General features: G+C 57.7%; 9 protein-coding genes and 1 pseudogene. 3 read left to right on the forward strand and 7 right to left on the reverse strand.

Going from position 1 to position 8456, the window contains the following annotated elements:
- Positions 1-195: 195 nt before the first annotated feature.
- The 7 genes and pseudogenes from QMX91_RS26375 to QMX91_RS26410 all read right to left on the reverse strand — a co-directional run bounded on the left by QMX91_RS26375 (position 196) and on the right by QMX91_RS26410 (position 5295).
- The gene (locus QMX91_RS26375; protein ID WP_098968361.1) at positions 196-717 is read right to left on the reverse strand and encodes a hypothetical protein; all 522 of its coding nucleotides are present in this window, start codon (positions 715-717) and stop codon (positions 196-198) included.
- A gap of 383 nt (positions 718-1100) precedes the next feature.
- Positions 1101-1829: a peptidoglycan recognition family protein gene (locus tag QMX91_RS26385; protein WP_098968363.1), complete on the reverse strand. Its 729-nt coding sequence runs from the start codon at positions 1827-1829 to the stop codon at positions 1101-1103.
- Positions 1829-2370, reverse strand: a pseudogene (locus QMX91_RS26390) (PAAR domain-containing protein). Before QMX91_RS26390 ends, QMX91_RS26385 begins: the two are co-directional and overlap by 1 nt.
- Positions 2371-2584: 214 nt before the next feature.
- Positions 2585-2947 (reverse strand): hypothetical protein, encoded by a 363-nt coding sequence (locus tag QMX91_RS26395; protein WP_123588099.1) that lies wholly within the window; start codon positions 2945-2947, stop codon positions 2585-2587.
- 362 nt (positions 2948-3309) lie between these two features.
- Positions 3310-3783 carry a MaoC family dehydratase gene (locus QMX91_RS26400; protein WP_098968367.1) on the reverse strand — a complete coding sequence of 158 codons (474 nt, stop codon included), beginning with the start codon at positions 3781-3783 and terminating at the stop codon, positions 3310-3312.
- A 26-nt stretch (positions 3784-3809) separates the two neighbouring features.
- Positions 3810-4652 carry a 3-methyl-2-oxobutanoate hydroxymethyltransferase gene (gene panB, locus QMX91_RS26405; RefSeq protein ID WP_003224363.1) on the reverse strand — a complete coding sequence of 281 codons (843 nt, stop codon included), beginning with the start codon at positions 4650-4652 and terminating at the stop codon, positions 3810-3812.
- 25 nt (positions 4653-4677) lie between these two features.
- A complete protein-coding gene (locus QMX91_RS26410; RefSeq protein ID WP_098968506.1) occupies positions 4678-5295 on the reverse strand; it encodes a LysE family translocator in 618 nt (205 codons plus the stop codon).
- A gap of 179 nt (positions 5296-5474) precedes the next feature.
- Here QMX91_RS26410 and QMX91_RS26415 point away from each other — a divergent pair, with 179 nt between their 5' ends.
- The 3 genes from QMX91_RS26415 to QMX91_RS26425 all read left to right on the forward strand — a co-directional run bounded on the left by QMX91_RS26415 (position 5475) and on the right by QMX91_RS26425 (position 8241).
- Positions 5475-5927 (forward strand): Lrp/AsnC family transcriptional regulator, encoded by a 453-nt coding sequence (locus QMX91_RS26415; RefSeq protein ID WP_045122414.1) that lies wholly within the window; start codon positions 5475-5477, stop codon positions 5925-5927.
- A 55-nt stretch (positions 5928-5982) separates the two neighbouring features.
- Complete coding sequence (locus QMX91_RS26420; RefSeq protein ID WP_282413608.1) at positions 5983-6855, forward strand: AraC family transcriptional regulator; 873 nt, start codon at positions 5983-5985, stop codon at positions 6853-6855.
- Positions 6856-6972: 117 nt separating this feature from the next.
- Positions 6973-8241 carry a DUF1479 domain-containing protein gene (locus QMX91_RS26425; protein WP_134786168.1) on the forward strand — a complete coding sequence of 423 codons (1269 nt, stop codon included), beginning with the start codon at positions 6973-6975 and terminating at the stop codon, positions 8239-8241.
- The last annotated feature ends 215 nt before the right edge of the window (positions 8242-8456 follow it).

An 8456-nucleotide genomic window follows, 5' to 3' on the forward strand; every position in this document is an offset into this window, starting at 1 on the left:
GAGTACACCTTGGGGCACCTTTTGTTGGGGCTCTTAAGTAAGTGGGGAGGAGGCGCAGGGGAGGTTAGCAGGTTGGGGGTGACAGGTTTGTGACGGGAGATTGAGCCACTGGAGGCAGGTTTCCTTTCGACCAATAACCCCCAGGTATATCCAGCAGCAGTCAGATACTTCAGGTTGTTCTTGCTTAGGTTTTATCTAAGGCTTCTTAAATATCTGTTCTGTCATTTTCGTGGTTGGAATGATCAATGACTTTGTGTAATAGGTTTTATATCCATACGCGGTAATGCGTACCTTGCAGGGTATGAAAGCTTTATTGGCTAGTAGCGGTCGGACGGCTTCGTAATCATTCAGATCGAGTTGCGTCCCGTAGGGTCTAGCGTTGTAGAAAACAAGCTCTGAGGTGAAAGTGTAATTTGGTCTGGTTTGGCTGCTCGCATTCACCAGGCCTTCAGCCTTTATATTGATTGAATGCTTGGACGAAAAATCCATATCGCCGTCTAGTGAGCAGATCAGCGTTGGCGTGAGCTGATTAGAGTTCTCGAAATCATTGAATGCGCTAGCCAAATCTACTGTTGAAGTGAATTTCACAGTAAAAAGATTATTCGGTCCTAATTCGAAAGACGATAAAGTAAGGTCGGCGGGCGGGATGTTGGCTGTTTTTACACAGCCAGCGCAGAGAAGTAATGTCAGGTAAACGAAGCCGCGATATAGATTCATTGGCCGAAAATACCATTGATGGAATCAAAAATCAGATCGAGCGCTGATTTGCTTCCTGAACAGGTTGAATGAACATCCAGTTATTCGGCTTGTCTTGTTTTATCTCTTTGCGCACATTTCAATTTCAGCTTGTGTTGACACTTTTGTGTCAATACCTAATCTGTATTTGCAATAGTCAATGATGTCCTGCCTTTGCTCGTTCGTGAGTTTTTCTACTCGACGATAATTCCCGTCATTTGCATGGATGTTTGTAAATTTTACACGCAACGTTGGCTCCTTCTTAATGAAGAAAACTCGATTGACCTCACCATCAAATACTTCGTTATAGAAGCCCACGTTCAGGATGATTAAAAGCGAGACCAATCCTGCAAATATAAAATATTTCATTCCGCGCCTGGCTTCGGTGGTGGGAGAAGTCCGGTCTTGGTGCGGATGTTTCTGACAAGCTCCATGCCAATGTTGCCGGGGCAGATTTTCCCTTCACTCACTTGGCCGGGGTACTCCCGGTGGCCGCCAAAATTCTTGATCAGAAAAACGTCTTTAAGCACTTTGATCAATCGCAGTAACGAGTCAATCTGTGCCGCAGGTATGACATTTGTTGTGCTAACCCCGAAGTACTCCAGGGTTTCCCTGCCTTTCGCAACGATGTCTCCGCCTTCCTCTGCAGTAGTCAGGTTTTCCAGAAGCACTATTCCGATCACGCCTGTGTTGAACAGGTGAACGTTCGACCCTAGAAACCTGATGTCACGGCCTTCTAGAACCGTTCCGTCGCATGCGATTCCATAGTGGTAGCCGATATCGTCAAAGCCGTTACCCATGTGGTGGGATTGAACGCCTTTCATCTGCTTGCTTCCGCCTGGAGTGCATTCGTATGAGCGCCCGGCATGGTGCAGAGCAATCATTGAATAGTCCCAATCCTTTTCCATGTCAGGTTTGGCCTTGGCCGCACCCCAGCTAGAGCGTTCGGTAAAGACGCCACCTGCCTTTCGAAAGCTTTGAATGATCGCTTCGCGTGTCGCCGCACGATCATCGACTTTTACCGGGATGGGGCACATGAACTCGCCAGGTTTGATTTTTTGAGCGGTCGCTTTCGTTGAGAAATTGTCAGCCATTATTGCCCCTCCGACAGTTCGTCGAGTGTTCTTGCCGGAGCATTAAATATGACGTGCAGAGAGATTTTTGAGTCTTTCGATGGCGCCTTCACGTGAGCAACTCCATTTGCATCCGTGACGCCCGTGACTTTTACCCCGTCGACGGTTGCTACAAAATCCCTGAGTGCCAATGGCTCACCGGTCTCGCTGTTGAGCACGCTGAATGATTGACCAAAGGTATTAGGCAGGACTAACGGCAGTGGAGGCGTAAACGGCGCGGGAGTATGTGAGTTGCCAATGATTACAGTACCGGAGCCACTGATGACATTGTTGCCATGGGCTCCCGTGCTACCCAAGGTTGCTGCGGGCAAGCCATTGATGAGAACCGTGGAGGCGACGTTTCCGACAATTGCGCTCCCACATGCGCTCTTACAGTTTGTCGGGCGGCAGCCAAGCCATCGAAGAAAACGTCAGGAGACCCGGAGGCTATTGGATTGACTCCATGCCCTGGTAGTGGGCAGGACGTGGGATCGGTAATACGAGCGGCAGGTTTGCCCGACATCTTGAACATCCTTGTAGAAGTAACGGCAGTCGAAGTCTGGCATAGAGGCAGGCTGCAAACCATAGCAGGGCGATCTTGAGCTTTCGGAGCGAGGTGTTGGGAATCTGAGAATTCGCCTATCGGTTCGTCCTGAAGGCAGATGCCTAACGCGTTCCTGTTTCTGGTTAGTCCCTCCGTGGCGGCCTATTTAACGCCGCCATGGAGAGAGCGTTCGTTATGCCATCGGCACAACATTATCCAACGCCTGATTCACCGCCAATTCCCCGAGCATCACCACCTGCGCAATGCCCAGCAGCGTCTTGCGAATCGGCCCCTCAACCAGCGCCGCGACATCCCCCAACATCACCGTCGCCGAACCCAATGATTCACTGGCGTTCGCCAGCAATTCCTCGGTGGCGATTTTTGGGTTGGCGAGGAACATGGCGTTGGGTGTGTAGGGCGTGGCCATGATTTGGCTGGCGGGGTTCAGATAGTGGTCGAGGGCGCGTTCGGCGGCTTCGCTAAGTTTTCGGGAATCGGGGGATTCGTAGGGGGAGACCGTTTCGGTTTCGGGCGGGTTTGGTGTGACTTTGAACATAGTGACGCTCCATATGTGGCTAAGGGAACCATCACATTCGCTACCAAACGAGGGTGGTGGCCATTACGAAGGTTGGTAGACCGGCACACATGGAAAAACCGGCGCGCTCGAAAGCGCCCTGCGCATGGCCACCATAAAACACAGGCGCCAGAAGGCATCTGCGTAAGGTGACGTTTTGCGCCATGTGTGAAACCGGGCTACCAAACCCGATCGCTGCTTTATCAGCGACCGACCCACGATAGAACCCGCACTCTAGGCGCACAAGCCGGCGGATTCTGGCGTAGTCGTAGGCAATGGCGCAAGGCGTTGTAGCCTTGGGGACGTAACACCGGGTGTCATATAAACAACTCTGTTTAAACGCGTCATCGCGCGCCATTGGTAGGGTCGCCCTCGGCCAGCATGTGTTTCATGTATTCGCGTTCTGGCGCGCCGGGCAGGACGCCGGTGGTGATAGCTTCGAGCACGGTGATGTGTTGTTCGTTGAAGACGCTGACTTCGGCTGTTGCGTGGCCTCGCTCGTCGATGCTGGTGATGAGCCAGTGGCAGGTGATGGTTTCGCCGGGATAGACGGGGCGCTTGAACTGGAGGTTCATGCCGGTGGCGAGCCAGCCGATCTGGCCGCCGATTTCGGTCATCAGGCTGGCCGTGAGCAGGCCGTGGGTGATCGGCGCTTTGAATGCTCGCAGTTGCGCATAGTGCGCGTCGCAGTGGACGGGGTTGTAGTCGCGGGACAGTTGCGCGAAGTGATGGACGTCGTCGGGTGTGAAACGGCGGACGACGTTGAAGCGGTCGCCCACCTTGAGGCCTTCGGCGGCGCGTTGTCTCGGGGTTTGCATGGGGGCCTCCTGCTGCTGGCGGTTGGTTAAAAGGTGTGTTCGGGGCCGGGGAAGGTGCCGGCCTGTACGTCGTCGGCGAAGTCTCTGGCCGCCGTTTGCAGGACGCTGCGCAGGTCGGCGTACTGTTTGACGAAGCGCGGCAGACGTCCCTGGCGCAGGCCGGCCATGTCTTGCCAGACCAGCACTTGCGCGTCGCACTGATTGCCGGCGCCGATGCCCACAGTGGGGATCGCCACCGCTTGAGTGATCGCTGCGCCAACGTCGCCGGGCACCATTTCGATCAGCAGGGCGAACGCGCCGGCGGCTTCCAGCGCTTTGGCGCTGTCGATCAGGCGCTGCCCGTCTTCGCCCCGACCTTGTACACGATAGCCGCCCAATTGATGTTCCATCTGCGGGGTGAAACCGATGTGGGCCATGACCGGGATGCCCGAGACGCTGAGCTTGGCGATGTGTGGCAGCAATTCGACACCGCCCTCGATCTTCACCGCATGGGCGCCAGCCTCCTTCATGAAACGCACGGCGGTTTGCAGGCATTGTTCGGGTGAAACCTGGTACGAGCCGAAGGGCAGGTCGGCGATGACCAAGGCCCGCCGGGTTGATCGGGTGACGGCGCGCACCAGCGGGAGCAGTTCGTCGACGGTCACGGCCAAGGTCGAGTCGTTGCCAAACACGTTGTTGGACGCTGAGTCGCCGACCAGCAGGACGGGAATGCCGGCGTCCTCGAAAATTACTGCGCTGTACATGTCGTACGCGGTCAGCATCGCCCATTTGCGCCCTTCGACTTTCATCTGTTTGAGCTGCGGGATGCGCAGGCGTGTTGCCGGCTTGGTTAGGGCAGTGGTGTCGTAGGGTGAGGTGTGTTCGGTCATTGGCAGATCTCGTCAGGAGGAAGAATCAGGCGTGCAGCTGTTCGATCAGCAGCCCCAGCGCAATCGCAATCATGATCAGCCCTGAAACTCGACTGACCCTGCGTGCCGCTGCAGGCCGGGCGCGCAGTACCACCTGTGAGCCAAACCCGACCAGCAGATAGATCACCGCGCAACTGGCGGTATGCACCAGGCCGAGCGCGACCATTTGCAGCGGCACGGGCCACGGCGCGCCGGCGTCGGTGAATTGCGGCAACAGGGCGAGAAACAGCAAGAACACTTTCGGGTTGAGCCCGCTCACGCAAAGACCCTTCAAGGCCCAGCGCGCCCATGAGTCGCTGGTCTGGCTCGCTGCGGCGTGCGGAGTGGAAGGGCGGGCGAACAGATTGGCGCCCAGCCACAGCAGGTAACCGGCGCCGGCTACGGTCAGTGCTGTCAGGGCCAGCGGATGTCCGGCGATCAGCGTGCCTACCCCGGCCGCCACAATCAGCGTCGCGAGTAAGTGCCCGGACAGCAGACCGCCCACGGCGGGGAGTACGACGCGGTGCTTCAAGCCTGCGGAAATCGCGTAGGCCCAGTCGGCGCCGGGGGTGATCACAAACAGAATCGATACCGCCCAGAAAGCGGCGAATACGCTGAAGGTCATGGCGTCACCCATGGCCGTTGACGTGGCGTTGCTTTGCTCATGTTGGTTTTCCATCAATCAAGTGCCGCGCCGGTTGCAGCGGTGCGGCAGTTTTTGGTTGAGGGAGAATAAGCAAACTCGGCTAGAATATTTTTCCAAAGATGGTCGTCATGGCGCATCAGATTAGAAGGTTTTATTGCGTGGACAGAACTGATCGGAAGATTCTTGCTGAGCTGCAAAAGGATGGTCGGCTGTCGGTCACCGAACTGGCCGATCGCGTGGGCCTGAGCCTTTCACCCTGCCACCGCCGCGTGCGGGCGCTGGAAGAGTCCGGGGTGCTGCTCGGCTACCGGGCAAAACTCGACCCCGCCGCGCTGGGCCTGAACTTTTCCGCGATGGTCTTCGCCACGTTGCGCGAAGGCGACCGGCAAGCGGTGGAGGCGTTCGAGGCGGCGCTGGTGGAGATTCCGCAGGTGGTGGATGCGCAACGGTTGTTCGGCGAACCGGATTATTTGCTGCACGTCATCGCTCAGGATTTGCCAGCGTTTCAGCGCCTGTATGACGAGTGCCTTTCGACTTTGCCGAATGTGCAGCGGCTGACCTCGACGCTGGTGATGAAGCGCGTGGTGCAGGATCGACCGTTGCCGTTGTAAACAGAGTGATACGATCGGGGCGTGCCTCCCACGCCACAGAGCAGAATCGTCCACCATGAAACCCAGTTTCGAAAAAATCCCCAGCGAAGCCACTGCCTCCTGGACGCTGCTGAACCGGCGCCTGCCAGGGGCAATTCCGTTTGAGTGGCACCACCACCCCGAGTACGAACTGACGCTGACCTTGAACAGTCGTGGCCATCGCTATATCGGCAATGACGTCGCGGCTTACGATGACGGCGATCTGATTCTGGTCGGGCCGAATGTGCCGCATAGCTGGTCGTCGGCGGAGCGGGTCGACGCCGGGCAACCGCATGTGGCGTTGGTGATCTGGTTTTCGGCGGCGTGGGCGGAGTCGCTGGTGACGTTGTTTCCGGAGATGGGGTCGCTGCGGCAATTACTTGTGGCGGCGCGGCAGGCGTTGAGTTTCAGTGCGGCAGCGTCGCGGGAGATTCGGCCGCTGATCGAGGCGATGGTTGAGCAGGAGCCGGCCGAGCGTTTGATCGCGCTGTTGACCGTGTTGAGCAAACTGACGCGGGACGTCGATGCCAGGCGAATCCTCTCTGCGTCGGACTCGCAGGCTGGCAGCCAGATTGTTGAAGACCCGCGCATCCACCGGGTTCTGGATTATTTGCATGGTCACTACGCCCAGGCCATCAGCATTCCAGCGTTGGCCGAGATGGCGTGCGTCAGTGTGTCGGCGTTCCATCGGATGTTCCGCCGTCATACGCGCTGCACGGCGTTGGACTACATCGTACGGCTAAGAGTCGGACACGCCTGTGCGTTGTTGATGCAGGGGAATACGACGGTTTCGCTGATTGCCGACGAAGTAGGGTACTCGTCGCTGGCGCTGTTCAATCGGCAGTTCAAGGCGTTGAAGGGGCTGACGCCTTCGGAGTTTCGTCGTCAGCACGGTCATCACTTTCAGTAAGCAGCGCGCCGCTACAACGCCACAATCGTATTACTTGACGCGGCAAATCAGGCTGCCGCCGACACCATCGGAAGTGGTCCCATACCTGCACCAACAACAAGGTCTGCAGGTCCCCCGATGAGCAAATACCAGGCATTCGAGAGCGCAACGCTTCCGGAGAATTACCGCGAAAGTATCGTCAAAATGAAACGCACCTTGCGCGCGCAGATCGGCGATGTGCAGGGGCTGTTTGCCGAGGTCAGTGAGTTTATTGCCGGCGAGATTGCGTCGATCAAAGCCCAGGAGGCGCAGACCGGGTCGGGCTGGCCGGTGCTGGAGTTCGCTGACATCGCCGCTGGCACAGTGACTGCCGAGCAACTGGCGTTGATCAAGCGTCGCGGTTGCGTGGTGATCCGCAATCACTTCCCCCGCGAGCAGGTGTTGCAGTGGGACCAGGGGTTACTGGATTACCTCGACAAGAACCGGTTCGATGCGTTTTACCGTGGGCCGGCCGACCAGTTTTTCGGCAATCTTGAGGCGTCGCGGCCGGAGATTTTTCCGATCTATTGGTCGGCGGCGCAAATGCAGTTGCGCCAGCATGAGCGGATGGGCACGGCGCAGGCGTTTCTCAATCGGTTGTGGAAGACTCATTCGCACGGTCAGGACTGGTTCAATCCGGACATCAACGCGCTGTATCCGGATCGGGTACGTCGGCGTCCGCCGGGCACGCACTCGAAAGGCCTTGGCCCGCACACCGATTCCGGGGCGCTGGAGCGCTGGCTGCATCCGGCGTATTTGAAGGTCTTCGACAAAATCTACAGCAACGACTTCGCGGCCTACGACCCGTGGGATGCGGCGTTTCGTACCGAGGTGGATGAATACGCCTACAAGGACACGGTGAAGTGTTCGGCGTTTCGCACGTTTCAGGGCTGGACTGCGCTGTCGGACATGCAGGCCGATCAAGGCGTGCTGCACACCCTGCCGATCCCCACGGCGATGGCGTACCTGCTGCTGCGGCCGCTGCTCGATGACGTGCCCGAAGACGAGTTGTGTGGGGTGGCGCCGGGCAAGGTGCTGCCGGTATCGCGGCAATGGCATCCGCTGCTGATCGAGGGGCTAAGTCCGATTCCGGATGTGCAGGCCGGCGATTCGGTTTGGTGGCATTGCGATGTGATCCATAGCGTCGCGCCGGTGGAGAATCAGCAGGGCTGGGGCAACGTGATGTACGTGCCGGCGGCGCCGATGTGTGCGAAGAATCTGCGCTATGCGCGGGATGTGTTCAGGGCGTTTGAGCAGGGGGCGTCGCCGGATGATTTTCCGCGGGAGGATTATGAGCGGGCGTGGGTGGAGCGTTTTCCGGTGGAGCGTCTGAATTCGATGGGGCGTGCGGGGCTTGGGTTGGAGTAGGTGAGTTTGGGGTTTGGGGCCGATTCGCGGCCCATCGGGACGGTGCGACGTATCGCTAAACCTCTCGCCATGGGTTTTGTGTTGTCTGGTCGCTGGCGGTCGTCTCGGGTTCTTTGTTGACTGGGCTGGCGCCATCGCGAGCAGGCTCACTCCTACAGGTTTTGCGCCCGCCACAACATTCGTGAGCACTGCAAAATCCACTGTAGGAGTGAGCC

The sequence above is a fragment of the Pseudomonas sp. PS01299 genome (assembly GCF_029960145.1).
In the GTDB taxonomy this organism is placed as follows: Bacteria; Pseudomonadota; Gammaproteobacteria; order Pseudomonadales; family Pseudomonadaceae; genus Aquipseudomonas; species Aquipseudomonas putida_A.